Origin of the sequence: Pseudomonas yamanorum (genome assembly GCF_013386765.1) — a bacterium.
Taxonomy (GTDB): Bacteria; Pseudomonadota; Gammaproteobacteria; order Pseudomonadales; family Pseudomonadaceae; genus Aquipseudomonas; species Aquipseudomonas yamanorum_A.
Genome location: NZ_JACARE010000001.1, coordinates 79,733 through 104,581, shown reverse-complemented (window position 1 = coordinate 104,581; position 24,849 = coordinate 79,733). Strand labels below are relative to the sequence as shown.

General features: G+C 61.9%; 25 protein-coding genes. 14 read left to right on the top strand and 11 right to left on the bottom strand.

Annotated elements, in window-relative coordinates:
- Positions 1 to 72: 72 nt before the first annotated feature.
- Positions 73 to 729: an alpha/beta hydrolase gene (locus HX875_RS00435; protein WP_177040794.1), complete on the bottom strand. Its 657-nt coding sequence runs from the start codon at positions 727 to 729 to the stop codon at positions 73 to 75.
- A 347-nt stretch (positions 730 to 1,076) separates the two neighbouring features.
- Here HX875_RS00435 and HX875_RS00430 point away from each other — a divergent pair, with 347 nt between their 5' ends.
- From HX875_RS00430 to HX875_RS00415, 4 genes are all read left to right on the top strand, one after another.
- Positions 1,077 to 2,108, top strand: coding sequence for an amino acid ABC transporter substrate-binding protein (locus HX875_RS00430; protein WP_003216321.1), 1,032 nt, complete (start codon positions 1,077 to 1,079; stop codon positions 2,106 to 2,108).
- Positions 2,109 to 2,180: 72 nt separating this feature from the next.
- Complete coding sequence (locus HX875_RS00425) at positions 2,181 to 3,362, top strand: amino acid ABC transporter permease (protein ID WP_177040792.1); 1,182 nt, start codon at positions 2,181 to 2,183, stop codon at positions 3,360 to 3,362.
- Positions 3,363 to 3,372: 10 nt separating this feature from the next.
- Positions 3,373 to 4,470, top strand: a complete 1,098-nt coding sequence (locus tag HX875_RS00420) for an amino acid ABC transporter permease (protein ID WP_177040790.1) — start codon at positions 3,373 to 3,375, stop codon at positions 4,468 to 4,470.
- A gap of 10 nt (positions 4,471 to 4,480) precedes the next feature.
- Complete coding sequence (locus tag HX875_RS00415; RefSeq protein WP_003171943.1) at positions 4,481 to 5,245, top strand: amino acid ABC transporter ATP-binding protein; 765 nt, start codon at positions 4,481 to 4,483, stop codon at positions 5,243 to 5,245.
- A gap of 53 nt (positions 5,246 to 5,298) precedes the next feature.
- Here the strand turns inward: HX875_RS00415 and HX875_RS00410 are convergent, their stop codons facing one another.
- The gene (locus HX875_RS00410) at positions 5,299 to 5,784 is read right to left on the bottom strand and encodes a type II TA system antitoxin MqsA family protein (protein WP_177040788.1); all 486 of its coding nucleotides are present in this window, start codon (positions 5,782 to 5,784) and stop codon (positions 5,299 to 5,301) included.
- The gene (locus HX875_RS00405; protein WP_177040787.1) at positions 5,781 to 6,092 is read right to left on the bottom strand and encodes a type II toxin-antitoxin system MqsR family toxin; all 312 of its coding nucleotides are present in this window, start codon (positions 6,090 to 6,092) and stop codon (positions 5,781 to 5,783) included. The genes HX875_RS00410 and HX875_RS00405 overlap by 4 nt, the downstream gene beginning before the upstream one ends.
- A 159-nt stretch (positions 6,093 to 6,251) precedes the next feature.
- Here HX875_RS00405 and HX875_RS00400 point away from each other — a divergent pair, with 159 nt between their 5' ends.
- Both HX875_RS00400 and HX875_RS00395 read left to right on the top strand, forming a co-directional pair.
- Entirely contained in the window at positions 6,252 to 6,911 is a 660-nt protein-coding gene (locus HX875_RS00400; protein ID WP_177040784.1) for a FadR/GntR family transcriptional regulator, read from the top strand.
- Positions 6,901 to 8,181 carry a CynX/NimT family MFS transporter gene (locus tag HX875_RS00395; RefSeq protein ID WP_177040781.1) on the top strand — a complete coding sequence of 427 codons (1,281 nt, stop codon included), beginning with the start codon at positions 6,901 to 6,903 and terminating at the stop codon, positions 8,179 to 8,181. The genes HX875_RS00400 and HX875_RS00395 overlap by 11 nt, the downstream gene beginning before the upstream one ends.
- Here the strand turns inward: HX875_RS00395 and HX875_RS00390 are convergent.
- The 8 genes from HX875_RS00390 to HX875_RS00355 all read right to left on the bottom strand — a co-directional run bounded on the left by HX875_RS00390 (position 8,178) and on the right by HX875_RS00355 (position 15,911).
- Positions 8,178 to 8,828 (bottom strand): DUF1120 domain-containing protein, encoded by a 651-nt coding sequence (locus tag HX875_RS00390; protein ID WP_177040779.1) that lies wholly within the window; start codon positions 8,826 to 8,828, stop codon positions 8,178 to 8,180. The genes HX875_RS00395 and HX875_RS00390 overlap by 4 nt on opposite strands.
- A 21-nt stretch (positions 8,829 to 8,849) precedes the next feature.
- On the bottom strand, positions 8,850 to 9,971 hold the full coding sequence (locus tag HX875_RS00385) for a DUF1120 domain-containing protein (protein WP_177040777.1): 1,122 nt from the start codon (positions 9,969 to 9,971) through the stop codon (positions 8,850 to 8,852).
- A gap of 11 nt (positions 9,972 to 9,982) precedes the next feature.
- Positions 9,983 to 12,445 (bottom strand): fimbria/pilus outer membrane usher protein, encoded by a 2,463-nt coding sequence (locus tag HX875_RS00380; protein WP_177040775.1) that lies wholly within the window; start codon positions 12,443 to 12,445, stop codon positions 9,983 to 9,985.
- A 71-nt stretch (positions 12,446 to 12,516) separates the two neighbouring features.
- Entirely contained in the window at positions 12,517 to 13,236 is a 720-nt protein-coding gene (locus tag HX875_RS00375) for a fimbria/pilus chaperone family protein (protein WP_177040773.1), read from the bottom strand.
- 22 nt (positions 13,237 to 13,258) lie between these two features.
- Entirely contained in the window at positions 13,259 to 13,885 is a 627-nt protein-coding gene (locus HX875_RS00370; protein ID WP_177040771.1) for a DUF1120 domain-containing protein, read from the bottom strand.
- A gap of 86 nt (positions 13,886 to 13,971) precedes the next feature.
- Positions 13,972 to 14,604 (bottom strand): DUF1120 domain-containing protein, encoded by a 633-nt coding sequence (locus HX875_RS00365; protein ID WP_177040769.1) that lies wholly within the window; start codon positions 14,602 to 14,604, stop codon positions 13,972 to 13,974.
- 29 nt (positions 14,605 to 14,633) lie between these two features.
- Positions 14,634 to 15,248 carry a DUF1120 domain-containing protein gene (locus HX875_RS00360; protein ID WP_177040767.1) on the bottom strand — a complete coding sequence of 205 codons (615 nt, stop codon included), beginning with the start codon at positions 15,246 to 15,248 and terminating at the stop codon, positions 14,634 to 14,636.
- A gap of 45 nt (positions 15,249 to 15,293) precedes the next feature.
- The gene (locus HX875_RS00355) at positions 15,294 to 15,911 is read right to left on the bottom strand and encodes a DUF1120 domain-containing protein (RefSeq protein WP_177040765.1); all 618 of its coding nucleotides are present in this window, start codon (positions 15,909 to 15,911) and stop codon (positions 15,294 to 15,296) included.
- A gap of 330 nt (positions 15,912 to 16,241) precedes the next feature.
- Here HX875_RS00355 and HX875_RS00350 point away from each other — a divergent pair, with 330 nt between their 5' ends.
- The 8 genes from HX875_RS00350 to dacB all read left to right on the top strand — a co-directional run bounded on the left by HX875_RS00350 (position 16,242) and on the right by dacB (position 24,845).
- Entirely contained in the window at positions 16,242 to 17,030 is a 789-nt protein-coding gene (locus tag HX875_RS00350; protein WP_177040763.1) for a response regulator, read from the top strand.
- A gap of 198 nt (positions 17,031 to 17,228) precedes the next feature.
- Entirely contained in the window at positions 17,229 to 17,864 is a 636-nt protein-coding gene (locus HX875_RS00345; protein ID WP_177040761.1) for a response regulator transcription factor, read from the top strand.
- Positions 17,865 to 17,962: 98 nt separating this feature from the next.
- The gene (locus HX875_RS00340) at positions 17,963 to 18,433 is read left to right on the top strand and encodes a nuclear transport factor 2 family protein (protein ID WP_177040759.1); all 471 of its coding nucleotides are present in this window, start codon (positions 17,963 to 17,965) and stop codon (positions 18,431 to 18,433) included.
- A 36-nt stretch (positions 18,434 to 18,469) separates the two neighbouring features.
- Entirely contained in the window at positions 18,470 to 18,745 is a 276-nt protein-coding gene (locus tag HX875_RS00335; protein WP_177040757.1) for a GIY-YIG nuclease family protein, read from the top strand.
- A 75-nt stretch (positions 18,746 to 18,820) separates the two neighbouring features.
- Positions 18,821 to 19,756 carry a glutathione S-transferase family protein gene (locus tag HX875_RS00330; protein ID WP_177040755.1) on the top strand — a complete coding sequence of 312 codons (936 nt, stop codon included), beginning with the start codon at positions 18,821 to 18,823 and terminating at the stop codon, positions 19,754 to 19,756.
- A gap of 109 nt (positions 19,757 to 19,865) precedes the next feature.
- A complete protein-coding gene (locus HX875_RS00325) occupies positions 19,866 to 22,292 on the top strand; it encodes a TonB-dependent siderophore receptor (RefSeq protein WP_177040754.1) in 2,427 nt (808 codons plus the stop codon).
- A complete protein-coding gene (locus tag HX875_RS00320; protein WP_177040752.1) occupies positions 22,292 to 23,326 on the top strand; it encodes a YncE family protein in 1,035 nt (344 codons plus the stop codon). Before HX875_RS00325 ends, HX875_RS00320 begins: the two co-directional genes overlap by 1 nt.
- Before the next feature lie 58 nt (positions 23,327 to 23,384).
- Positions 23,385 to 24,845: a D-alanyl-D-alanine carboxypeptidase/D-alanyl-D-alanine endopeptidase gene (gene dacB / locus HX875_RS00315; protein ID WP_177040749.1), complete on the top strand. Its 1,461-nt coding sequence runs from the start codon at positions 23,385 to 23,387 to the stop codon at positions 24,843 to 24,845.
- Positions 24,846 to 24,849 lie beyond the last annotated feature (4 nt).

Here is a 24,849-nt window from a genome sequence, read left to right as displayed (position 1 = left end):
CGCCGGCCAGTGTAATGCAAGAATCGGGCGCGGCGTAGTGCGTTGGTCATACGGCTACAGAATGTGTGGTTTTCAGCCCAGGCGGGCGGCCAACCAGGTGCCAATATCGTGTATCTCCTGGGGTAACACTTCGTGGCCCATTGGGTATTCCTGCCATGCAACGGTGACACCGCGGGTCTTCAAATGCTCATAGGCGCTGCGGCCCATGGCGTTCTGTACCACGTCGTCGTATTGGCCATGCAGGCACAGCACCGGAATCCGTTGCTGGCTGGCCGACAATTCAAGCTCGTCGCCAAAGGTCGGCGCATAGGTGGAGAGGGCAATTACGCCACCCAGGGCGCCCTGCCATTTCAGGAAGGCGGTGTGGAACACCACGGCGCCGCCCTGGGAAAAGCCGGCGAGGAAAATCCGCGAAGCGTCTATTCCGCTGCTTTTTTGTTCCTTGATCAGGTCAGTGACCATTTTTGCCGAGTCTTCCAGCTCTTCAAGGCTGATGGAGCGCGCCGGGCTCATGGCCTTGATGTCGTACCAGCTGGGCATCTCGTAGCCGCCATTAATGGTTACCGGGCGTGTCGGCGCCTGGGGCAGCACAAAGCGTGTCGACAGGAGTTTTTCCTGTAGGGCTTCGGCCACCGGCAGGAAGTCGTAGCGATCGGCACCCAGGCCATGCAACCAGATTACGCAGGCGTCTGCGGGCTTGGCGGGCTGAAGAATCAAGGGGTCGGTCATGTCTGCTCCATATATGTGCGTGCGCTCCGATTGAGTGCGTCGGAACGGTGCGCGACAGGTTGATCTGTTAAGAGAATGTCGCAAGGTTGAATCTTTTGCTCTTGACCGTGGGCTGAAACGACTCAGCCGCCAGTCTGGTACGGGGCTTGCTATGTGAAACCCGATGTCAAGGCTCACCCCAGGCGGTAACACTATCAGTGACTGACGCCTGTGGGATAGCAACTGGACTTAAAGCAAAAACCTCATGCTGTTTGACCCCAAAAAAAGCCAACACGGGTCGATGTCGCCTCATAAGGGTGCGGTGGGGTTCGAGCTCCGACACAACAAGAGCAAAACTGGAGGTTTGAATGAAGGTATTGAAATCCACCCTGGCCATCGTGACCGCGGCTACCGTACTGGGTGTCAGTGGTTTCGCCCAGGCTGGCGCCACTCTGGATGCCGTGCAGAAGAAAGGCTTTGTGCAGTGTGGCGTGAGCGACGGTCTGCCGGGCTTCTCGGTGCCGGATGCCAGCGGCAAGATCCTCGGGATCGACGCTGACGTGTGCCGTGCTGTTGCTGCTGCCGTATTCGGCGACGCAACCAAGGTCAAATTCAGCCAGTTGAATGCCAAGGAGCGTTTCACCGCGCTTCAGTCTGGCGAAGTCGACATCCTGTCGCGCAACACCACCATGACCAGCTCCCGCGATGCCGGCATGGGCCTGAAATTCCCGGGCTTCATCACCTACTACGACGGTGTTGGCTTCCTGGTGAACAACAAGCTGGGTGTTAAAAGTGCCAAGGAACTGGACGGTGCAACCATCTGCATCCAGGCCGGTACCACCACTGAGCTGAACGTTTCCGACTACTTCCGCGCCAACAACCTGAAGTACACCCCGATCACGTTCGACACCTCCGATGAAAGCGCCAAGTCGCTGGAATCCGGGCGTTGCGACGTGCTGACCTCCGACAAGTCGCAGCTCTACGCACAGCGCAGCAAGCTGGCCTCGCCGAAGGACTACGTGGTGTTGCCGGAAACCATTTCCAAAGAACCACTGGGCCCTGTCGTGCGTAACGGCGATGACGAGTGGCTGGCCATCGTGCGCTGGGTTGGCTACGCCATGCTCAACGCTGAAGAAGCCGGTATCACCTCCAAAAACGTCGAAGCTGAAGCCAAGTCCACCAAGAACCCGGACGTTGCCCGTCTGCTGGGTGCTGACGGCGAATACGGCAAAGACCTGAAAGTGAAGAAAGACTGGGTCGTACAGATCGTCAAGCAAGTCGGTAACTACGGCGAAGTGTTCGAGAAAAACCTCGGCAAAAGCACTCCCCTGGAAATCGATCGTGGCCTGAACGCACTGTGGACCAACGGTGGCATTCAATACGCACCACCTGTGCGCTGATAGCTGATGGTTCTGTCACCCGGTGGGCCAACCGCCGGGTGATGTTCTGTTCCATTATTCCTGGGGCACTTAATGCAAAATCAAATCGGCGCACCAAAACAGAAGCTCAGCTTCAGTGATCCAAAAGTGCGTGCGTGGCTATTCCAGATCATCACGATTGTGGCGGTGGTCTCGTTGGGCTGGTACCTGTTCAACAACACGCAAACCAACCTTCAACACCGGGGCATCACCTCGGGTTTCGACTTTCTTGAGCGCAGTGCCGGCTTCGGCATCGCTCAGCACCTGATCGACTACACCGAATCGGACAGCTATGCCCGGGTCTTTGTGATCGGTCTGCTTAACACTTTGCTGGTGACCGTGATCGGCGTGGTCCTGGCGACCATCCTCGGGTTCATCATCGGTGTGGCGCGTTTGTCACCCAACTGGATGATCAACAAGCTGGCGACCGTGTATGTGGAAGTGTTCCGCAACATTCCGCCGCTGCTGCAAATCCTGTTCTGGTACTTCGCGGTCTTCCTGACGATGCCGGGGCCGCGCAACAGCCATAACTTCGGTGACACATTCTTTGTCAGCAGCCGTGGCCTGAATATGCCTGCCGCGTTGGCGGCGGACGGATTCTGGCCGTTCGTGATCAGCGTAGTGGTGGCAATCGTTGCCATTGTGCTGATGGCCCGCTGGGCCAACAAACGCTTTGAAGCCACTGGCGTTCCCTTCCACAAGTTCTGGGCCGGCCTGGCACTGTTGGTGGTGATCCCTGCGCTGTGCGCCCTGGTGTTCGGCGCGCCGCTGCACTGGGAAATGCCCAAGCTGCAAGGCTTCAACTTTGTGGGCGGCTGGGTACTGATTCCCGAGCTGCTGGCGCTGACCCTGGCCCTGACCGTGTACACCGCGGCATTTATCGCCGAGATCGTGCGTTCAGGCATCAAGTCCGTCAGCCACGGCCAGACCGAAGCCGCGCGTTCCCTCGGGCTGCGCAACGGTCCGACCCTGCGCAAAGTGATCATTCCGCAGGCCCTGCGCGTGATCATCCCGCCGCTGACCAGCCAATACCTGAACCTGGCGAAAAACTCGTCACTGGCCGCCGGTATCGGTTACCCGGAAATGGTTTCGCTGTTTGCCGGCACGGTGCTCAACCAGACCGGTCAGGCTATCGAGGTTATTGCCATCACCATGAGCGTGTACCTGGCGATCAGCATCAGCATTTCCCTGCTGATGAACTGGTACAACAAGCGCATTGCGCTGATCGAGCGGTGAGGAAACCTGCATGAGTACGCATACTTTCAAACCTGATATGCCGCCACCGAGCAAAGTGTTCGGGCCGATGGCATGGATGCGCGCCAACCTGTTTTCCAGCTGGCTCAACACCCTGCTGACGCTGTTGGCGTTTTACCTGATCTACCTGGTCGTGCCGCCGATCCTGCACTGGGCGATTCTCGATGCGAACTGGGTCGGCACCACCCGTGCCGACTGCACCAAGGAAGGCGCGTGCTGGGTGTTTATCCAACAGCGCTTCGGGCAGTTCATGTACGGCTACTACCCAGGCGACCTGCGCTGGCGCGTGGACCTGACCGTGTGGCTGGCCATCGTGGGCGTGGCGCCGCTGTTCATCTCGCGCTTTACGCGCAAGGCGGTCTACGGCCTGAGCTTTTTGGTGGTGTACCCGATCGTTGCCTACTTCCTGCTCCACGGCGGGATCTTCGGCATGACCAACGTGGCGACCAGCCAATGGGGCGGCTTGATGCTGACCCTGGTGATCGCCACCGTCGGCATCGCCGGCGCCTTGCCGCTGGGCATTGTGCTGGCGCTGGGGCGGCGTTCGAACATGCCCGCCATTCGTGTGGTCTGCGTGACCTTCATCGAATTCTGGCGTGGTGTGCCGTTGATCACGGTGCTGTTCATGTCGTCGGTGATGTTGCCGCTGTTCCTGCCGGAAGGCATGGGCATCGACAAGCTGCTGCGGGCGTTGATCGGCGTGATCCTGTTCCAGTCGGCCTATGTGGCTGAAGTGGTGCGCGGTGGCTTGCAGGCGATTCCCAAGGGGCAGTACGAAGCTGCCGCCGCGATGGGCCTGGGCTACTGGCGCAGCATGGGCCTGGTGATTCTGCCGCAAGCCCTGAAGATGGTGATCCCGGGCATCGTCAACACGTTTATCGCGTTGTTCAAGGACACCAGTCTCGTGATCATCATCGGCCTGTTCGACCTGCTCAACAGCGTCAAGCAAGCCGCCGCCGACCCGAAATGGTTGGGCATGGCCACTGAAGGCTACGTGTTCGCCGCCCTGGTGTTCTGGATTTTCTGTTTTGGTATGTCCCGCTATTCCATTCATTTGGAACACAAGCTGGACACAGGCCACAAGCGTTAGGAGTTTTGTGATGAGTGAAGCGATCAAACAGCCTGTGAGCCCTGAAGGCATTATTCAGATGCAGGGCGTCAACAAGTGGTACGGCCAGTTCCACGTGTTGAAAGACATCAACCTGAACGTCAAGCAGGGCGAACGTATCGTGCTGTGCGGCCCGTCGGGTTCCGGCAAGTCCACCACCATCCGCTGCCTCAACCGCCTGGAAGAGCACCAGCAGGGCCGCATCGTGGTCGATGGCGTGGAACTGACCAACGACCTCAAGCAGATCGAAGCGATCCGCCGCGAAGTCGGCATGGTGTTCCAGCACTTCAACCTGTTCCCGCACCTGACCATCCTGCAGAACTGCACGCTGGCTCCGATGTGGGTACGCAAGATGCCCAAGCGCAAGGCCGAGGAAATCGCCATGCATTACCTTGAGCGCGTGCGTATTCCGGAGCAGGCCCACAAGTTTCCGGGGCAACTGTCCGGCGGCCAGCAACAGCGCGTGGCGATTGCCCGTGCGCTGTGCATGAAACCGAAAATCATGCTGTTCGATGAGCCGACTTCGGCACTCGACCCGGAGATGGTGAAGGAAGTTCTCGACACCATGATCGGCCTGGCCGAAGACGGCATGACCATGCTCTGCGTGACCCACGAAATGGGCTTTGCCCGCACCGTGGCCAACCGCGTGATCTTCATGGACAAGGGCGAGATCGTGGAGCAGGCAGCGCCGAATGACTTCTTCGACAACCCGCAGAATGATCGGACCAAGTTGTTCTTGAGCCAGATTTTGCATTGATGCGGGAGTAACGCTTAAAAATAAACCCGGCCTTGTGCCGGGTTTTTTGCGGTTCAGGCCACCGTAAGACTTTCATGCTCCTTGTGCTCGGTATATTTAAACGCTCCTCGCAGATCGGCACCTTCGGCCAGGGCCTTTGCGTCAGCGAGCAAATGCGGGTAACGATCCAGGAGGCGCATCAGCAGCATCAATGCCTTGGGCGGAAGAATCTCGCCGCGCTCGTAACGCGAAAATGCGTTGTGCCCGCCACCGGACAGCAGTTGCACGGTTTCTTTTTGCGTAAGGTGTAGTTTGCGACGGATACGCTTCATCTCGACGCCGATCATTTGCCGGGCGGCGATAACCAGTTCATCGCCGGCTTGCCCGTGGCGCTCCGAACTTTCGGGATCCCATTCGATTTCTCCGCACTTCTGGCACTCCCAACCAGAAAGATTATCGACACGGCGCTCCATGCCCTTGACGCTCATGGTTTCGCCGCGCCCTTCGAAATGTGTCATGCCCTCACGCGCGCCGCAGCTGAAACATTGCTGGGTTTTCATGGGTTTTTCTCCTTGAAGGAGATTACGGGTGGGCCGCCGGCAGGGCGGTACGTCACCTTTATATAAATCTCCAGATCTTGTGAGTTCGTGTGGTACACGTCCTGCCACACTCGATGGTCTTCATAGGTGGTCATCGATTTGTACAACAGCTTGGTTTGCAGTTCGAAAATGACTGCCTGCATCTCTTCAATAGTCAGGCCCATATCCTGGCCGGTCCTTCCTGCGGTATTGGTAAATGCTTTCTTCCCAAGCCGCCTGACATCCGCCTTTATCACCGCCAAATCGTAATGAGGTGTGTACTTTTCCATAAGACACCTGAAGCCGAAATTACCCTCTAAGGGTAATTTTATCAATCGTAAATCCCGCTCCTTTTGTTACCCAATCAACCCTAGTGCGTTGCCCTTGTAGGCAAGTCTGACTACCATGTAGGAAAATTCATCCTATGATTGGATGAAAGGACGAAATCCATGACAGACATCGCACCCCTGATAAAACGCTCCCTCGTCGACCAGGCTCTGGACCAGTTGCGCCAACGCATCACCCAAGGCGTATGGGCCATCGGCGAGCGCCTGCCCACCGAGCCCGAGTTGTCTGCCGAGCTGGGCATAAGCCGCAACACCGTGCGTGAAGCCATGCGGGTGTTGGCGTTTTCCGGGTTGATCGAGATCCGCCAGGGCGACGGCAGCTACCTGCGCTCCATGACCGACCCGTTGGGCGCGATGAAAGCCTTGTCCCATTGCACCCTGGCCCAGGCCCAGGAGACACGGCAGATTCTTGAAGTCGAGGCCAGCGGCCTGGCAGCGTTACGGCGAACCGATGCCGACCTGGTCGCCTTGCGCGAAGCATTGAAAACTAGCGCCGAGCATTACCACGGCGACCTGGAGCACTACATCAGCTGCGACCTGGTGTTCCACAAACGCCTGGTGAACGCCGCCCACAACCCGGCCTTGAGCGAGCTGTACCAGTACTTCTCCAGTATCGTCGGCGCGCAACTGCGCCAGACCCTGAACATCCAGCCCCGCCGGCAAGCGGTGTTCGATTTGCACGGCGCCTTGCTCGATGCCGTAGAGCAGCAGGACCCGGAACGCGCCAAGGCCCTGTCCCGGCAGTTGATCAATGAACCTTGAACCCGAGAACCTCATGCCCCGTTCAGAAAATGCCCTTGAAGAACTGCTGATCGACGCTGAAGCCGATGACGACGAGGTGCAGCACAGCCCGCCGGCGGTGAGTCGCCCGTGGCTGTTGCTGCTGGGCCTGATTCTGGTGGCGTTGAACCTGCGTCCGGCGCTGTCGAGCATGTCGCCGCTGTTGGCGGAAGTTTCCAGCAGCCTCGGTTTGTCGGCGGCAAAGGCCGGCCTGCTGACCACCTTGCCCGTGCTTTGCCTGGGCCTGTTTGCGCCGTTGGCACCGATCCTGGCCCGACGTTTTGGCGCCGAGCGGGTGGTACTGGGGATCCTGTTGACCCTGGCGGGCGGCATTATCCTGCGCAGTTCTTTCGGTGAAGTCGGGCTGTTCGCCGGCAGCCTGTTGGCCGGTGCGAGTATCGGCATCATCGGTGTGCTGCTGCCGGGCATCGTCAAGCGCGACTTCGCCAAACAGGCGGGCACCATGACCGGCGTGTACACCATGGCCCTGTGCCTGGGCGCGGCGCTGGCGGCGGGTTCCACGGTGCCGCTGAGTCATTACTTCGGCGACAGCTGGAACATCGGCCTGGGCTTCTGGATTCTCCCGGCGTTGGTCGCCGCGCTGTTTTGGCTGCCGCAGGTCGGCCAGAAGCATGGCGCGCATCATGTGGCTTATCGGGTGAAGGGTTTATTGCGTGATCCGCTGGCCTGGCAGGTGACCTTGTACATGGGCCTGCAATCGTCCCTGGCCTACATCGTGTTTGGCTGGTTGCCGTCGATTCTCATCGGCCGTGGCCTGACCGCCACCCAGGCCGGCCTGGTGCTCTCCGGCTCGGTGATCGTGCAACTGGCCAGTTCCCTGGCCGCGCCGTGGCTGGCGACACGCGGCAAGGATCAGCGTCTGGCCATCGTGGTGGTGATGGTGCTGACGCTGGGCGGCCTGTTCGGTTGCCTGTATGCGCCGCTGGACGGTTTGTGGGGCTGGGCGATTCTGCTGGGCCTGGGCCAGGGCGGTACGTTCAGCCTGGCGCTGACCCTGATTGTGCTGCGCTCGCGGGATTCCCATGTGGCGGCCAACCTGTCGAGCATGGCCCAGGGTATCGGTTATACCCTGGCGTCCATGGGGCCGTTTGCAGTCGGCCTGGTACACGACTGGACGGGTGGCTGGGGCGCCACCGGCTGGATTTTCGCGGTGATCGGCCTGGGCGCCATCGTGGCCGGCCTGGGCGCCGGGCGCGCGCGGTATGTGGCGGTGACCAGCGAGAAGGTTTAGAGGTAGAGCACTTCCAGGGTGCTGGAGCCGTCCATGTAGACCTCGCTGCTGAGGTCCAGGTTGCGCTTGGCGGCGATCACCGTCTGTACCTTGACGATGCTGATCAGATTTTGAATCGCCGCTGGCCCGCTCGTACTGCCGACGGTGTCGGTAAACCCCAGGTAGCTGCGGGCGCCGATGTCGATCGGGTTGCTGTTGGCGCTGCGCCAGGCCACGCCGCCAGTGGTGGATTCGGTGCCATACACCTGGGCCAGGCTGTCGGTCATGGTTTGCGCCGGGTCGAAGCTCAGGTAGTACAGGCCGATCTTGTTGCCGCTTTTATCCAGCCCCAGTCCGTAGTAGATCTCGCTGTTGACGTTGGCCGAACCGTCGCGATTGTCGTGCATGCGCAGGGCGAAACGGATGGGGCCGTTGCAACTGATGTTCACGTTCAGGTTCTGGATCGGCAGGCGGGTGCCGGTGTCGCTGTTCAGGTCTTGCTGGGAAATCTTGCCGTAATCGATCACCCCGGCGCTCGACAGCCCCGGGGTGCAGGCGCTGGGGGTGATCAACCCGGTGACTGCAAACTCGGTGCGGGAGGCCGCGAACGTCGCAGTGCTGAAGGCCAGCAGTGAAAGAGAGGCGAGGGAAAGCAGGCGTGTGTTCATCACAGTGTCCTTTGCGGGTGGTTAGAGGTAGAGAATTTCAATCGTGCCCGAGCCGTCGAGCAGTACTTCGGTGCTCAGGTCCAGAGTGTTCATCGGTGCCAGAATGGCCCTGACGCTGATCTGCCCGTTCAGGTTCTGGATCGCCGTGGGGCCTGCGTGGCTGCCGGGTGTGTCGGTGAACCCCAGCAGGCTGTTGCTGCCGATGGGAATCGGGTAGGCGCTGGAGCTGCTCCAGGCCACGCCGTTGGTGGTGGAGTCGGTGCGGTACACCTGGGGCAGGGTGTCGGCCTGCAGGTCGAAGGGGTCGAAGTAGAGGTAGTAACGGCCGATGTTATTGCGGCTGTTGTCCACCCCCAGGCCGTAGGCGGTTTCGTCGGTGCCGCCGGTGGCGGTGCCGTTGCGGTTGTCTTGCATGCGCAGGGTAAAACGCGTCGGCCCGTCGCAACCGATGCCCAGCATCAGGCTGCGTGAAGCCAGGGCGTTTTCCTTGTCGGCGTTCAGGCTCTTGGCCCACATGCGGCCAAAATCGACGATGCCGCCGTTGGACAAGTTGGCGGTGCAGGCGGCCGGGGCGAAGCCGGCTTGCAGGGTCAACTCCCGCGCCTGGCCGGTGCCCACTGCGTCGAACAGCCCGGAGGTCTCCCAGGTCACGGCATCGCGTACCAGAGTGGCATCGGCCTGGGCCCAGGCATTGACCAGTAGTTGCACGGAAAACGCGCTGCCGGTTGCTGGCACGCCATCGCGTAACGGCACGATGCCCTGGTCCGGGCGCCAGGCGAGGACGTTGGCCCGCGTGCCTGGCGCCTGGCCCTGGCCAGCAATCAGGCCCAATTCCACGGCCTGGCCATCCAGCACCGCGTCGCTCACCTGCACCTCGTAGCTGCCTCGGTCGGTAAAGCGAAACCGCTCGCCGTGGCCGGCCAATGCCCGGTAAAACAGGCTCATGTCGCTGGGTTGCGGGCAGTTGATCGTCAAACTCAGGCGCCGCTCCCCCAGTAGGGTTTCAGCGCTCGGTGCACGGTGGATCGTGCGGTTCATCACGCCGAAATCCAGGCGTGACTCGCTGAGGTTCAGACGGCAATCTTCGGCCTGGGCCACGGGCAGGGCGCCGAGGGCCAGGGCTGCCAGCAATAGTCGGTTCATCACAGAGTTCCTCATGGCGCCAGGCATCGGGCAGGGGCGGTTTCGAAATACACCTGCGGGTCGGCTTTTTCCGGCAGCGCAAAGTTCAGCTCACAGCGTTGGGTGCCGGGTGCCTTGACCCACAAGCGACGCGGGTCCAGCACGTTGGGCAAAAAGACCTGGCTGCCTTCCTGCACCAGGGTCACGAACTCGCCGTCGGCGGTGCTCACCGTGGCGCCGCGGGGCAGGGGCGCGCCGTGGTCGGTGGTCACCGTCAGCAGGGCGCGACGGGTCATGGCCACGCCGAACTCGACGCGGTCCACCGCGCCGCGCCCGGCCGAAATCACCGCCAGGCCATTGCTGATGTCGGCGTTGCGCGGCAACGAGCGGGTTTGCACTTCCACCGGGCTGCGGCCATAGGCGGCCACCTGCGAGACCACCGCCTGGCCCTGGCCATCGGTCCAGACCGGGCCGCTTGGGGTGCTGAGTTTGATCCCGGGCATGTCGCCCACGGACACCAGGGCGAAGGTGTCGCGCACCGGGTACGGCGAGAAGGTCACGCCGTCACTGTGAGCGACGATCCCGCCCCGGATGCCGCCCTGGTAACTGGAGCGTTCGGCGTCCGAGCGGCTGTAGTTGAGGTCCAGTTGGGCGTAGCGCGGCAGGTAGGAAACGCCCAGGGTCGATTCCACCTGGTGATCGCGGCTGTCGTGTTCGGCGCTGACCCGGTAACTCAATTGATCATCGACCTGTTCGCTCACCCCCAGCCCGATGCGGTGTTCGCCGCCGGAGTTGCGCACCCAGGCCCGGCCCCGGCGGGTTTCCCCCAGGGGCACGCTGAGGCTCAGGTACACCGCGTTCTCATCGTTGCGTTGGCCACTGACTTGCCATTCGGCGCTGGCTGACAGCGACACGCCGCGCACACTGGTGCCCCAGGAGGCGAGGGCGCGGCTGCTGTCCCGGCCGTCGAAGGTGTTGGTGCGCGAGATGCCGGCGTTGAAGGCGCCGAGCCAGGGATGCGCCCAGCCCAAGGACAGGCTTTGCTGGTCACGGTAACGCGAACGACGGGCGTCGTTGTCCCGAGGTTCATAGGCGGTGTCCTGCAGTTCCCGGTAGCCCTCGGTGCGATGGGACGTGCCAGCGGTGATCGACCATTGCTGCCCCAGGCGCTGGGACAGTGACAGGTCGGTCTGTACCCCGCGTTCGTGCGGGTGGGTCTGGGTATCGGCGAGTTGGGTCGCCAGTTGCAACTGGCCGTTCGGCCATGGCAGCAGCCCCAGGCTGGCGCCCGTCGCACGATAATCCTCGGCCATCAGCGCACCGGCACTCAGGCTGAGCCGGGGGCTCAATGGGCCGGTCCATCCGGTGCTGACCACCCACGGATCCTCGCCGCGGGTGTTGCCAATATTGCGCACCCGCCCGGCGCCCACTGAATACCCCGGCGCGGGCAAGCCAATGCCGAGCATGACCGCCGGTACGGTGAAGCGGCGCTCCTCGCCGGTGCTTTCCTTGACGGTCACCTCGACGTCGGAGCGGGCGTTCAAGCGCCGCACATCGGTCAACGAGAACGGGCCTGCGGGCACCACCGTGGAATGGATCAGCGCACCGTTCTGCCGCACCTCGACCTGCGCCGGGCTGTTGGCGATGCCGTTGATGGTTGCGCCCTGTGCCTGGTCTTGCAGCGCCTGTTCGGTGAACACCTGCGCCCCGGTGATCTGCGCCGAGGCCAGTACCGGGTTATAGAGGTTGATCTGCCCGGCCTGCAACACGGCTTGTTGTTCGGCAAAGGTACGCTGGGCGTACGCTTCCAGGTGCGTGCTGCTCGAACGGGAATCCTGCCAGGTCTGCACCTGGCGGCTGCGTACGATCCAGTCGCCGGCATTGAACCCCACCTCGGTGTTGGCCGAGCCGAACCGGCTGGCATCATCGCCATAACGGTTGTACAGCCCACTCACGTCATAGTTGAGCAGCCCGGCAAAACCGCCGGTTTCATAGCCCGACAGCTCCCGTTGCCGAGGGCGCAGGGACTCGGTGGGCACCACCAGGGTGATGCTCAGGCTGGCCGGATCCTGCTCCACCATGGTTTGCGGGTATTCGCCGAGAAAGTCATGGCAGCCGCTGTCGCCCAGCGGTGCCGGCACCACCAGGTCGCCGGCGTCGAGCAAGGCACGGTCGAAGCACAGCGCGCCCTGGCGGTCGAACTGCGCGTCGACCCGACCCCGGCGCTGGCCGTTGACCGTCAGGCTTACGGCGTGCCGGCCACTGGTGTAGCTCGGCGCGTCCAGCAGCAGGTAGGCCAGTTCCGGATCGATGCCGCGTTGGTGCAGGGTTTGCGGGTCAAACGCCTGGCCCGATGGCGAACCCTCGGCCCAGGCGGGGCTCAACAGCAGTGCATTGGCCAGCGGCAGGGCGGCGCAGGCCAGCCGCCTGCCGAAAAGACGATGAGGAAAACCGGGCACGGCTTCGCCAGCCGGGTCAGTGGTGACTGTGTTCACGTAAGGCACTCAAGTTATGGAAGCCTGCGGTGGGCGGGCTTCCCGGTGACGGTCACTGGGCTGTCACTTCGTTATTGGGCGTTTTCTGCGATGACGGGCGCTTCAAAGGCGGCGACGGCAAAGCCGTAGACGGTCGCCGGCTGCATCCGCACCGAACTCGCAGGGCCGGGCGGTGCTTTGATGCTCAGGGTCTCGCCGGGCAGGATGTAGGTGCGCGGCAGCACGGCCTTGCCGTTGCCCGGCAGCAGGTGCAGTTCCTGGGCCATGCGCACCACGTATTTGGTGTCGTTCGCCACCTTCAGGTGGCCGTTGCCCAGTGACCAGGCCAGGCCTGTCCATGGCGTACGGTTGGGCGCCAGGCCCTTGGGGTGGATGATCACCGGCAGGTTCTGGCGCACCGTCACGCCCACCCGCGCATGCCCGCTGGGCACTGCGGCGCGGTCCTTGGGCATGCCTTCGAAAATCACCCGCTTCAGGCGTTGGGTCTGCAGCGGTTCGCGGTTCTGCAAAATGAAGCGCACCAATTGACTCTTGTCGGCTTCGACCCGGGCCAGGGGCGGGGTGACAAACAGCAGCGGTTCGGTGTCTTCCGGTACGTCTTCAAGGGTGACGTGCAACAGGGCGAGCTTGCCGTCGGTGTTGGTCACCGACACTGAAGCTTCACCGTCGGCCTCGTTGACAATCACCACCGAGGTGTCGGGCACCATGCCGTCGGCGTGTGCCCGGGCGCTCAGCAAGCAGCCCATGGCCAGGCTGGCGAGCACGCGGCTCAAGGTTGGGTAAGTCTTCATGACGCAGTTCCTAAAAGGCTGATTACAGGTAACGCAAATCCAGCACCAGTGAGCCGTCGAGGGGCACCTCCTGCTTTAGGCTGAGGCGGTTCGCTGGCTGGATGGTGGTGTCTGCGCGGATGCGCGTGGTCAGGCTGACGATGGGTTCGGGAAACGGCCGGCCGGGCCGGGCAAAACCCATCAGGGTCTTGGGGTGAATTTCGGACTGCGGCACCCAGTTGCTGCCCTGGTTTTTTGACACCAGCGCCTGCATGGCCTGGCCGTCGCCCTGGGCGCTTTCGAACGCCAGGCCGACCCAGCCCAGGTGTTCGCTGGTGGCATGGGGGTTTTTCCCCAGGCCGTAGTCGGTGTCGGGCGTAGGCGATGAGTCGGCCCGGCTGTCCATGCCGATCAAGGCAAACAGCATCGGCCCACTGCAGTTGATATCCACATCCAGCCACTCGCTGGGCAATGTCGTTGGCGTATCGGGGTTCAGGCGGTGGACCGGGATTTTGCCGTGGTCGATCAGGCCGCTGCCGGACAAACCGACGGTGCATGAACTGGGGGTGACGAGGCCGGAGACGGTCATGTCGCTGGCGGTACTGGCCAAAACAGTGGAGCTGGTGTTGAGCACTAACAGCGCCGCGCTAAGGCGTAGGTATCCGTTCATCGTTCGCTTCTCGGTGCAGGTAACGAACCTCGCAGTCAGAGGCGAGGTCCCAGGGGCGCCGGTCCATGGCATGTACATCGGTGGGCTTACAGGTACTTGACTTCGAAGGTGGCGGAGCCGTCGATTGGGTGTTCGTCGCTCAAATCCAGGCTGTCCGCGCGGACGATGAACGCGTTGACTTCCAGGTTGGTGATCAGTTGCTGGATCGGGATGGGCAACCACACGCCGGTGGACCGGTCACCAAACGCCGCCAGATCCGTTGGGCCTATGTCGGAGTCCTCATACAGGCTCATCCAGGTAGTTCCGTTGTCCTGGGACTGCAGCGGGGTGGTGGCGACGCTATCAGCCGTGGCGCTGTTGAGGCGTAATCCATAGCCCCCCAACTTCTGGTTACCGTTGATCAGGCCCAGGCCATAAATGAATGTGTAGGGCGAGGAACCTACCCGATTGTCGGTGCCTTTGACGGCGTACAGGGTCTTGCCGTCGCAGGTGATTTGCAGCTGCAAGGTGGTTTTGGGCAATTCGGTGTAGGTGGTGAGGTTGAGGTCCTTGGCCGAGATCTTTCCGTAATCCACCACGCCGTTGCCCGACAGGCTCGGCTCGCAGGCATTGGGGGTGATTACGCCTTTGACGATCAGCTCCACCGTGGACGCTGCCATGGCGGATGCGCTCGTGCCCAGCAGCACCAGCGCTGCCAGGGCGTTTCGGGTTGTGTTCATGTGTTGCACATTCCTTTGGGAAAAGGGGCTTACAGGTACTTCATTTGCAAGGTTGCATGACCGTCCATGGGGATTTCATCGAGCACGGTCAGGCGGTCGGTGCCATCGATCGCGGTGTACAGCTGCATGTCGGCGTCAAACCGGGTGATGGCGATCGGAGTGGTGCTGGTACCTGCGGCGGCGATGGCCGTCAGGGTGAAGAAACTCAGCATGCTGGAGGGGACCCAACTGGCGCCGCCGTCCGTGGAGTTGAGTGTTCTGACTGGGGCGCCGTCAGCGACCGGATTGCGCAGGTGAAAGGAGACGCTCCCGAGTTTTTCGTTGCTGGGCGTCATGCCCAGGCCGTGCCGGTATTGATTGATGGACGAACCGGCACGGTTATCAATGGTGTCGAGTGCGAGCATGGTTGGGCCTTCGCACTGGATGCTCAGTCGCAAGAACTGTGGCGGCAATGAAGTGGGCTGCTCCGGGTTGAGCTCCTTGGCCGTCATCTTTCCGTAGTCCACCACACCTCCACTGGAGACCACGGGGTCGCAGGCACTGGGCGTGATGATGCCTTGAACGGTGAGTTCGGTTTTGCTGATTGCCAGCGCCGTGGGCGCAAGCAGCAGGGTGGCGAGAAAGACAACGGTCGAGGAATTCATAAGCGGGCTAAACCTTTGGTTGCAGTGGCAATGACGTTGGGCGGGTTACAGGTACATCACTTCGATGGTGGCGGAGCCGTCGATGTTGACTTCGTTGCTCAGGTCCAGCCCGTCGGTGCGGTTGATGTAGCCGCTGTAGCTGATGTTGGCGACCAGTGATTGGGTGGGGCGTGGGGTGCTGCTGTCGGCCATCGTGGCCACGGACAGCAGCAGGCCGTTCTCGAAGTTGGTGTAGGGCTCCCAGGTGGTGCCGCCGTCGAAGGACGCGATGCTCTGCACGGCCTCGGTGTCGGCCAGCGGGGTGGTCAGCTCCAGGCTGTAGCTGCCGAGTTTTTGGTTGCCATTGATGAGGCCCATGCCGAAATAGCTGCCGTTCCCGGAGCCCTGTCGGTTGTCGGTGGCCTTGAGGGCGAACGCGATCTGCGCGTCACAGGTCATGGTCATTTGCAGCGAGGCGGCTGGCAGTGGGGTGATCGCGGTCGCGTTCAGGTCCTTGGCCGACATCTTGCCGTGGTCGATCACGCCACCGCCGGACAGGGTCGGGGTGCAGGCATTCGGGGTGATGATGCCCTTGACGGCGAGGTCGACCGTGCTTGCCGCGTAAGCGGAGGAAGTGCCGGCGATCAACAGGGTGCTGGCCAGGGCGATCAGGTGCTTGTTCATGGTGTGTTTCCAGGTCTCGGTCAACTGACACAGGCGCGTCATTGCGGCGGCGGGAAGGCCGGCGCGCTGGGCGTTGGGTCAGTACGGATAGTTGCCCGCCGGATGAGGTGGCGGGTTGCCCGTTTGGGCTGGGGCGCAATTTAGCGGTCGGGTGGGAGGGGGGAAATACAACAAATACGAGAATCGGAAGGGCCAGAAGAAAGCGATTTTTATCCGGTCGGAATAGGTGATTGCGGATGTAGGAAAGTTTGTCTTCTCGTAGTTCTTGTATAGCTATGTATGTATCCGTATGGATAGATTCTCCTGCTATGCACCGATATAGAGGTGGCCATGAGGCCAAGGGATCCCGTATCCGGGAGTCGTTCCCCCGCGCACTGGCAGCATTTGAAGGTATTGGTGGTTGAAGACCACCCCACCTACCGCACATTGATGAGCTTGTTTTTGCAGAAGTTCGGGCTGCTTCACGAGGTGGTCTGCAATGGGCAGTTGGCGTTGAACGCCTGTGTCCTGAGCCATTTCGACCTGGTGATCAGTGACTGCCGGATGCCGGTGATGGATGGCTACCGCATGGCACGGGAGATCAGGCGGCGTGAACGCGCAGGCGGTTGCCGGCGCGTGCCGATCATTGCCCTGACCGCCAACCCTGGCCCGGATGATTTTCGGCGTTGCGAGGAGGCGGGCATGGATGCCTGGCTGCCCAAGCCGTTGACCCTTGATCAATTGCGTAGCGTGCTGGAGCAATGGTTGCCGCCGCCCGGCGTGGGTGTCGACCCGCACTCGCCGCCGGTGCAATCCCCTTGGCCAACCCGCGCCGACCTGATCGCCACCTTCGGCGATGAGCAGATGGTCAACCAGATGTTGCACAGCTTGCGCGCTGAAGCGGATGCGGATTTTGCCGGGCTGGCCCGCGCCTGCCATTTGCTGGACCGGGCTGCCGCGATCGAGTGCCTGCACCGACTGGTGGGTGGCCTGGTGTTTCTGGGGGGCGTCGATCTCGATACCCGCGCCGTGAAACTGATCGAGCAAGTGCGCGATCACGGCATTGCGCTCAACCAACGGGAGCTTCAACAGTTTGAAAAGGACGTGATGGCTTATCTGCGGTATTTGACAGATTTATGACGAATGAGCTGAATCCGTAGGGCGTATTACCAAGGTTTGTAGCTTTTTTTTGTAGGTGTATTCCTTTTATTTTGTAGGGTTAAGTCCATCCTCTAAAAGACACTGGGCCGGGGTGAAAACCGACGTTGGGGCAGCGGTTGTTGCCCGGGCCGGACGGGGGTATTTTTTTAAATCAATTTGCCATCAGTCTGGATTTCTATGCTTCGCGTAATTATTGCTGACGACCATCCGATCGTTCGAGTTGGTCAGCGAGTGGTGATAGAGGCCAATGGCCGGTGCAAGGTGGTGGGAGAGGCCAACGGGCCGGACGAGCTGCTCAAGCTGTTGAATGCCATGCCCTGCGATGTGCTGGTGACGGACTTTGCCATGCCGGGCAATCAACAGGCCGACGGCTATGTGTTGCTGGGCCTGCTGCAGCGCCAGTACCCCGATGTGCCGGTAATCCTGGTGACGATGTTTGCCAATGTTGCCACCTTGCGTGCCTCCTTCGCCCAGGGCGCCCGGGCTATTGTCGCCAAGAGCGCTTCGGCCAAGGAACTGCCCATGGCCATCAAGGCCATCAGCGAGGGCAAGACCTTTGTCAGTGAAAACCTGCGTCTGCAGTTGGACCTGGCCGGTACTGGCGACCAGTCGCAAACGCCGAAGTTGTCCGGCAAGGAGCGCGAGGTGGTGCGGATGCTGGCCAGCGGCATGACCGTCAGCCAGATTGCCGCCCGGCTCAATCGCAGCATCTCCACCATCAGCAAACAGAAAAGCACGGCCATGAACCGCCTGTGTATCTCCACCGATGTGGACCTGTTCGCCTATGCTCGCAGCAGTGGGATGGTTCCCTGATGTGTGGGATGGCATATTCCTGGCGTTAATGCCAGTAGTGTTCCCGGGCCTTGGGGATTATCGTACCGGCCATCCAACCCCTTTTGCGGAACCAGCCCATGAGCGATGCCCATAACGCCCTGATCACCGAGTTCTACAGTGCCTTCCAGCGTCTTGATGCCGAGGCCATGAGTGCCTGCTACACCGACGACGTGGTGTTCAGCGACCCGGCGTTCGGCGAGTTGCGCGGGCGTGATGCCGGCGACATGTGGCGCATGCTCACGACCCGGGCCAAGGATTTTTCCCTGACCTTCGACAGTGTGCGCAGCGACGAAATCACCGGCGGCGCGCACTGGGTGGCGACCTACCTGTTCAGCGCCACCGGCAATACCGTGGTCAACGACATCCAGGCGCGCTTTGTGTTTCGCGACGGCAAGATCTGCGAGCACCACGATCATTTCGACCTGTGGCGCTGGTCGCGCCAGGCCCTGGGTACCAAAGGCCTGTTGCTGGGCTGGACACCGCTGGTGAAAAACGCCGTGCGCGCCCAGGCGCTGAAAGGGTTGAAGGCGTTCCAGGCCAGTCGTTGATAAGATTGGCGCTCCTTTGGTTTGCCGAATTGATCCGTGACGACTCCCTCCGAAACCAAGCCCTGGTTTGTGTACCTGGTGCGCGCCGCCAATGGCTCGCTCTATTGCGGTATCAGCAATGACCCGGTGCGCCGCTTTGCCTCTCACCAGAGTGGCAAGGGCGCACGGTTTTTCCTTTCGAGCCCGGCGGTGGCGCTGGTGTACACCGAAGCATGCACCAGCAAGGCCGAGGCATTGCGCCAGGAACGGCTGATCAAGAAGCTGAAGAAAAGCGCCAAGGAGTGCCTGGCGGCGATCGGCCCATCAATTTGACTGATAGGTTCCCATGCGCGCCTTCGCCGGGTTTGCAGGCTAAGCTGGACGCTCACTCATTGAGCGGAGCCTGGCATGTCTGAGTTGATCCTACACCACTACCCGCAATCCCCGTTTGCTGAAAAAGCCCGCCTGCTGCTGGGATTCAAAGGGCTGTCCTGGCGTTCGGTGCATATCTCGCCGGTGATGCCCAAGCCTGACTTGACCGCCCTCACCGGTGGCTATCGCAAGACCCCGGTGCTGCAGGTCGGCGCCGATATCTACTGCGACACCGCGCAGATCGCCCGCCGCCTGGAGCAGGAAAAGGCCGCGCCGGCCCTGTTTCCCCAGGGCCTGGAGCTGGTCAGCCAAAGCTTCGCCGCCTGGGCGGATTCGACGGTGTTCGCTCATGCGGTGAGCCTGGTGTTCCAGCCGGAGTCCCTGGCGGTGAAGTTCGCCAAAGTGCCGCCGGAAATGATCCAGGTGCTGGTGGCCGACCGCAGCAAGTTATTCAGCGGTGGTACGGCAACCCGTGTGCAACTGGATCAGGCCAAGCATCAATGGCCGGTGATCATCGGCCGTATCAACCAGCAGTTGCAGCACCAGCAGGGCGACTTCCTGTTTGGCGAACCGTCGATTGCCGACTTCGCCCTGGCCCACCCGCTGTGGTTCCTCATGGGGTCGCCGGTTACCTTGCCGCTGGTGGAAGCCTATCCCGCTGTAGCCGCCTGGTTGGGCCGGGTGTTGGGTTTCGGCCATGGCACGTCGAGCCAGATGAGCGCCGAGCAGGCCCTGGAAGTTGCGCGCAACGCCAAGCCCGCCAACCTGCCGGAAGAAATCTTCGAAGACCCGAACGGCTTCAAGCCCGGCCAGCAAGTGACCATCAGCGCCACCGACTACGGCACCGATCCGGTGGCTGGCGAGCTGCTGTTTGCCGGCCGCGAGGAGCTGATTCTGCGCCGTACCGACGAACGTGGCGGCACCGTGCATGTGCACTTCCCGCGCTTCGGATTTCGGATCCAGGCGGCGTGACTGAAATTATTTTCAAATCGGTGTGAGGTAAACCTGTCGGCCATCCGTGTAGTGCTTGAAACTGCGATTAATTCGCATTAACAGCGTTTTTACACACGGGTTCTCAAGCATGAAGTCCAGGGCAACGTCGGCGGGTTCGGTTAAACAGTGGCTGGGAGCCTCGGTATTGGCGGTTTCGGGGCTGGCACTGCTGCCCTTGGGCGTGGCGCAGGCGGCTGAGGCGCAGCAACAGAGCACGGTGTTCAACTTTGCCCTGGCCGCCAAGCCGCTGCCCCAGGCCTTGAGCGACTTCACCCGGGTGACCGGTATCAGCGTGGTCTACACCGACGAAGCGCCCTACGCCATCAAGGCCCCGGCCGTCAGCGGGCAGATGAGCGCGACCCAGGCCATGCAGCGCTTGCTGGGCAATTCCGGCTTTACCTTCCGCCAGATCGACGCCCGCACCCTGGCCCTGGAGCCGCTGCCCACCGAAGGCGCGCTGAACCTCGGCGCCACCACCATCAACGGCGCCGCCCAGGCCTCGGATACCACCAGTTATCAGCCGCCGCCTACCAGCTCGGTCATGCGTTCCCACGGCCTGCTGCTGGAAACCCCGCAAACCGTCAACGTGGTGCCGGCCCAGGTGATGCGCGATCAACAGCCGCGCAACCTCGACGACGCCCTGACCAACATCAGCGGCATTACCCAGGCCAACACCCTGGGCAGCACCCAGGACGCGGTGATGCTGCGCGGTTTTGGCGACAACCGTAACGGTTCGATCATGCAGGACGGTATGCCGCTGGTGCAGGGCCGGGCACTGAACTCCACCGCCGAGCGCGTCGAAGTGCTCAAGGGTCCGTCGTCGTTGCTGTACGGCATCCAGGACCCGGGCGGCGTGGTGAATATCGTCAGCAAGAAACCCGAGCTGATCCAGTCCACCTCGCTGACCGTGCGCGGCTCGACCTTTGGTGACGGCAAGAACGGCAGCGGCGGCAACCTCGACACCACCGGCCCCATCGGTGACAGCGGGTTGGCGTACCGTTTGATTGTCGACCATGAAGACGAAGACTACTGGCGCAACTACGGCACCCACCGCGAGAGCCTGATTGCGCCGTCGCTGGCCTGGTATGGCGACAGCACCAAGCTGTTGTTTGCCTATGAGCATCGGGAGTTTCTCTCGCCGTTTGACCGTGGCACCGCCATCGACCCCAAGACCAACCACCCGCTGAATATCCCGTCGACTCGCCGTCTCGATGAGCCCTTCAACAATATGGAAGGCCGCTCCGACCTGTACCGCTTCGAAGCCGATCACGACCTGAACGACGACTGGAAAGCCCACTTCGGCTACAGCTGGAACCGCGAGACCTACGACGCCAGCCAGGTGCGTGTGGTCAAGGTCAACACCAACGGCACCCTGACCCGCAGCATGGACGGCACCCAGGGCGCGCTGACCACCGACCGCTTCGCCACCGCCAGTCTTGAAGGCAAGGTCAACGTCGCTGGCATGCAGCACGACCTGACCTTCGGCCTGGATGACGAGTACCGCAAGATCTACCGCGCCGACCTGATCCGCCAGTCGCCCCGTGGCACGTTCAACTACAACGATCCGGTCTATGGCTACGAAGTGGCAGGCACCACCGTCAGCGCCCCGGACAGCAACCAGACCGACCTGCTGCGCAGCGACTCGCTGTTTATGCAGGACGCGATCCACCTCACCGACCAGTGGATTCTGGTAGGTGGCGCGCGTTATCAGATGTACGACCAATATGCTGGCAAGGGCATCCCGTTCACCGCCAACACCAACGGCAATGGCCAGAAGTGGGTGCCCCGCGTCGGCCTGGTGTACCGCTATACCGACGAACTTTCGTTCTACGGCAGCTACACCGAGTCGTTCAAACCCAACTCCACCATCGCGCCACTGGCCAACAAAACGATACTGGATGGCAGCCTTGAGCCGGAGCAGTCGAAGTCCTGGGAGTTGGGCACCAAGCTCGATATACCGGGCCGCATCACCGCCAGCGCCGCCCTGTTCAACATCGAAAAACGCAACGTGCTGGTGCAGGTGGGCGATGGTCTGACCTCGGTCTACAGCGTCGCCGGCAAGGTGCGCTCCCGTGGCCTGGAACTGGATGCCAGCGGTCAGCTGACGGACAAGTGGAGTGTGATCGGCAGCTATGCCTACACCGATGCGGTCGTCACCGAAGACCCGGAGCTGAAGGGCAACCGCCTGCAAAACGTCGCGAAAAATACCGGCTCGCTGTCGGCGGTGTATGACTTCGGCAGCATCCTTGGCGGTGACCAATTACGGGTCGGTGCCGGTGCACGTTATGTCGGCGAGCGCTCGGGCGATGCGGCCAACAGTTTCGACCTGCCGGGTTACACCGTGGCCGATGCGTTTGCCACCTATGACACCAAGGTCGACGGGCAGAAGGTCAAGTTCCAGCTCAACGTGAAGAACCTGTTTGACCGCACCTATTACACCTCCGCGGTGAACACCCAATTCGTCTCCATTGGCGATGCCCGTCAAGTGTCCGTCTCCAGCACCCTGGAGTTCTGATGAAGCACTGGCTACTGGCAGCACTGTTGATCAGCGGGGCGGCATCGGCTGATGACGCCGCCTACCATCGCGAACACCGGGTGACCTTGCCCGGGTCCGGCCACAGCTGGGGCTTCGTCGGGCTGGACCCGACCCGGCCCTATCTGTTCCTGGCTCGCCGGGAAAACGGCTTGAGCGTGTTCGACGTGAAGCGCCAGCGCCTGGTCAAGACCGTGGCGCAGTCCGAAGGCGCCAATGGCGTGGTGTTTGTGCCTGAAGTGGACCGGGTATTCGTACTCAACACCGACGGCAGTCTGAGTGTGCTGCAGTTATCCACACTCAAGTCTCTCAAGCGCATCCCGGTGGCGCAAAGCAACCTCAACAGCGCGGTGTACGAGCCGTCGACCGGCAAGGTGATTATCGTCAGCGGGCGCCGGGCGGACCGTTCGACGCTGTTTGAATTCGACCCGAAACAGGAGCGAATCACCGGCGCCCATGAGCTGGCGGTGAAGAAGATCGACCCGCTGCTGGTCAAGGGCGATGGCAGCTTCTTCCTGCCGATGCGTGATGAAGGCAAGGTCGCCCGTTATTCGGCCAGTACCTTTGCGCTGCTCGATACCTGGCAGTTCGCCGATTGCCCCAAGCCCAGCGCCCTGGCCCAGGACGTGACGCGCCAGCGACTGTTCGTGGCCTGTCGCGGTGAGTCGCCGGTGTTGATCGTTGCCGACCGGAAAACCGGTGAAGTAAAGGCGAAGCTGCCGATCACCCGCGACGTCAACGCCCTGGCCTACGACGATCAGCACCGGCGCTTGCTGATTCCCAGTGGCGTCGATGCCAACCTGACACTGGTGGATCAACAGGATGCCGATCACTACGCCGTGCGCGCCAGTGTCAGCACCTTGCCGATGGCCTACAACATGGCATTCGACCCGGCGAGTCAGCGGGTATTCCTGCCGGCCATGGACTTTACCCAACCGGCACCGACCAAGACCGAGGCCAAGCCCGACCCGCTGTTTCATGCCAATACGTTTTCCGTAACGACCTACGGGCCTTGATTGACCGGGAGGAATTCCACAAGCTGCGCACTCTCGAAATTCAAGGACTACCAGGTTTATGCGGTTGGGACGATGGACACACGCCGGCGGGCTGCTGCTGGGCTTGAGCTTGTTGCTGGGCGGTTGCGCCACGGCGCCGAAAACTTCCACCAGCGCCAGCCTCGACCAACTGCTGGCCGACCCGGCGCTGCACGGCGCCAGTGTGTCGCTGATGGTGCGCGATGCCCGCAGCGGCAGCACGCTCTACCAGCACGACCCGCGCACGCGGCTGACCCCGGCCTCCAGCCTCAAGTTGCTGACCACCGCGGCGGCGATGGATGTGCTGGGGCCGCAGTATCGGTTTTCCACGCAACTGTTGAGTGACGGCCTGCGCCAGGGCGCGGTGCTTAACGGCAACCTTTACCTGCGCGGCCTGGGCGACCCGACGGTCCAGTGGGCGGATTACCAGGCGTTGGCCGCCAGCCTGGCGCAGCAGGGCATCAAGCAGGTACAAGGCGACCTGGTGTTCGATGACAGCTTTTTCGACGCCGAGCGGCTGGGCGTCGACTGGTCCCAGGACGACGAAAGCACCTATTACGGCGCGCAGATTTCGGCGCTGACGGTGTCGCCCAATACGGATTTTGATGCGGGCTCCCTGCTGGTCACGGCCAAGGCGCCGGCAGTGGCGGGGCGCCCGGTGACGGTGGATATCAGCCCGGCTACCGACTACGTGCAGATCAGCAACCGCGCCGTCAGCGGGGCGGGCAACAGCTATGGGATCAACCGCCAGCACGGTACCAACCTGTTGCGCCTCAGTGGCGCGCTGGCGCCGGGGAGGCAGAGTCCGCAACTGATCAGTGTGTGGGAGCCGACGCAACTGGTCGCCAATCTGTTTGAGCAGGCGTTGGCGCAGCAGGGGATTACCGTGCAAGGGCGCCGCGTGATTGGGGGCGTGGCTCCCGTGGCGGCAACGGTGTTGGCGGTGCATGAGTCGGCGCCGCTGCAGGAGTTGATCACGCCGCTGCTCAAGCTCTCCAACAACAACATGTCTGAAGCGTTGCTCAAGGCCATGGGCCGCAAGACCGCCAATGCCGGGACGGCTCAGGCGGGTGTGGCGGCGGTGGCGGGGTTCCTCACGCGCCAGGGGATTGATACAGCGACGTTGAACCAGGTGGACGGTTCGGGGTTGTCCCGGCGCAACCTGGTGTCGTCGCAGAACCTGACAGACTTGCTGCTGGCCGCCAGCAAACAGCCCTGGTTCAACGCCTGGTACAACGCCTTGCCGATTGCCGGTAATGCGCAGCGCATGGCGGGCGGCAGCCTGCGCTATCGCCTGCGGGGCACGGCGGCCGAGAACAACCTGCACGGCAAGACCGGCTCCATGAGTGGCGTGTCGTCGTTGACCGGTTATGTCACCGATGCCAGTGGGCGCAAGTTGGTGTTTGCGATGGTGAGCAATAACTACGTGGTCGAAGGTGCACGCATCAAGGCACTGGAAAACCGATTAGCCACGGCGCTGGCCAACAGCACGGACTATTGAGCAC

Coding starts and splice junctions, on each gene's coding strand:
- HX875_RS00420 (WP_177040790.1), top strand. CDS start 3,373: ATGAGTACGCATACTTTCAAACCTGATATGCCGCCACCGAGCAAAGTG.
- HX875_RS00410 (WP_177040788.1), bottom strand. CDS start 5,784: ATGAAAACCCAGCAATGTTTCAGCTGCGGCGCGCGTGAGGGCATGACA.
- HX875_RS00365 (WP_177040769.1), bottom strand. CDS start 14,604: ATGAACACAACCCGAAACGCCCTGGCAGCGCTGGTGCTGCTGGGCACG.
- HX875_RS00400 (WP_177040784.1), top strand. CDS start 6,252: ATGACAGACATCGCACCCCTGATAAAACGCTCCCTCGTCGACCAGGCT.
- HX875_RS00415 (WP_003171943.1), top strand. CDS start 4,481: ATGAGTGAAGCGATCAAACAGCCTGTGAGCCCTGAAGGCATTATTCAG.
- HX875_RS00430 (WP_003216321.1), top strand. CDS start 1,077: ATGAAGGTATTGAAATCCACCCTGGCCATCGTGACCGCGGCTACCGTA.
- HX875_RS00395 (WP_177040781.1), top strand. CDS start 6,901: ATGAACCTTGAACCCGAGAACCTCATGCCCCGTTCAGAAAATGCCCTT.
- HX875_RS00350 (WP_177040763.1), top strand. CDS start 16,242: ATGAGGCCAAGGGATCCCGTATCCGGGAGTCGTTCCCCCGCGCACTGG.
- HX875_RS00385 (WP_177040777.1), bottom strand. CDS start 9,971: ATGAACCGACTATTGCTGGCAGCCCTGGCCCTCGGCGCCCTGCCCGTG.
- HX875_RS00425 (WP_177040792.1), top strand. CDS start 2,181: ATGCAAAATCAAATCGGCGCACCAAAACAGAAGCTCAGCTTCAGTGAT.
- HX875_RS00405 (WP_177040787.1), bottom strand. CDS start 6,092: ATGGAAAAGTACACACCTCATTACGATTTGGCGGTGATAAAGGCGGAT.
- HX875_RS00355 (WP_177040765.1), bottom strand. CDS start 15,911: ATGAACAAGCACCTGATCGCCCTGGCCAGCACCCTGTTGATCGCCGGC.
- HX875_RS00345 (WP_177040761.1), top strand. CDS start 17,229: ATGCTTCGCGTAATTATTGCTGACGACCATCCGATCGTTCGAGTTGGT.
- HX875_RS00325 (WP_177040754.1), top strand. CDS start 19,866: ATGAAGTCCAGGGCAACGTCGGCGGGTTCGGTTAAACAGTGGCTGGGA.
- HX875_RS00330 (WP_177040755.1), top strand. CDS start 18,821: ATGTCTGAGTTGATCCTACACCACTACCCGCAATCCCCGTTTGCTGAA.
- HX875_RS00360 (WP_177040767.1), bottom strand. CDS start 15,248: ATGAATTCCTCGACCGTTGTCTTTCTCGCCACCCTGCTGCTTGCGCCC.
- HX875_RS00390 (WP_177040779.1), bottom strand. CDS start 8,828: ATGAACACACGCCTGCTTTCCCTCGCCTCTCTTTCACTGCTGGCCTTC.
- HX875_RS00435 (WP_177040794.1), bottom strand. CDS start 729: ATGACCGACCCCTTGATTCTTCAGCCCGCCAAGCCCGCAGACGCCTGC.
- HX875_RS00370 (WP_177040771.1), bottom strand. CDS start 13,885: ATGAACGGATACCTACGCCTTAGCGCGGCGCTGTTAGTGCTCAACACC.
- HX875_RS00320 (WP_177040752.1), top strand. CDS start 22,292: ATGAAGCACTGGCTACTGGCAGCACTGTTGATCAGCGGGGCGGCATCG.
- dacB (WP_177040749.1), top strand. CDS start 23,385: ATGCGGTTGGGACGATGGACACACGCCGGCGGGCTGCTGCTGGGCTTG.
- HX875_RS00340 (WP_177040759.1), top strand. CDS start 17,963: ATGAGCGATGCCCATAACGCCCTGATCACCGAGTTCTACAGTGCCTTC.
- HX875_RS00375 (WP_177040773.1), bottom strand. CDS start 13,236: ATGAAGACTTACCCAACCTTGAGCCGCGTGCTCGCCAGCCTGGCCATG.